Origin of the sequence: Nocardiopsis halophila DSM 44494 (genome assembly GCF_000341245.1) — a bacterium.
GTDB classification, from domain to species: Bacteria; Actinomycetota; Actinomycetes; order Streptosporangiales; family Streptosporangiaceae; genus Nocardiopsis_A; species Nocardiopsis_A halophila.
Map to the genome: position 1 here is coordinate 1 of NZ_ANAD01000213.1, position 697 is coordinate 697.

At 75.8% G+C, this 697-nt stretch carries 1 protein-coding gene; it reads right to left on the reverse strand.

The window, feature by feature from the left end; genetic code table 11:
• A partial coding sequence (locus D450_RS31150) for a condensation domain-containing protein (RefSeq protein WP_039820893.1) occupies positions 1-697 on the reverse strand: 697 nt, incomplete at both ends.

A 697-nucleotide genomic window follows, 5' to 3' on the forward strand; every position in this document is an offset into this window, starting at 1 on the left:
GCCGCGCGTCAGCTCGGCGCCGTCGGGCCCGACCAGCGCCGTCTCCGAGAGGTTCACCGCCCCCTCGGAGACCAGCCCCGGCAGGGTCCGGTTGCGCACCGGGCGCGCGGTGTCCGCCGGGGCCGCCTCCAGGGCCCGGCGCTCGCGCGGCAGCAGCACGTCGGCGCCCGAGACGGGGCGCCGCGGATCGGCGAGGAGGGTCCCGAGCAGCCGGGTGAAGCGCTCGGCGAGGTCGTCGACGGTGGGCCGGTCGTACAGGGCCGAGGCGTAGCGCACGACGGCGTCCAGGCCGTCGCGGCCGGGCCGTTCGATGAAGGCGAACTCCAGGTCGAACTTGGCGCTGTCGATCACCTGGTCGTCCAGGCGGGTGCGCAGACCGAACAGGTCCTCGGCGCCCTCGGGGCGGGTCTGCTGGGAGACCATGACCTGGAACAGCGGGTTGCGCCCGGGCGCGCGGACCGGGTCGACCGCGTCGACGACGTCCTCGAAGGGCAGGTCGGCGTTGCCGTGGGCGGCCAGGTCGGCGGCGCGCACCCGCTCCAGAAGGGTGTCGAAGGCGGGGTCGCCCGACAGGTCGGTGCGCAGCACCAGCGTGTTGAGGAACATGCCCACCGCGTCGTGCAGCGCCTCGTCCGACCGGCCGGTCACCGGGGTGCCCAGGGGGACGTCGTCCCCGGCGCCCATCCGGTGCAGCAGC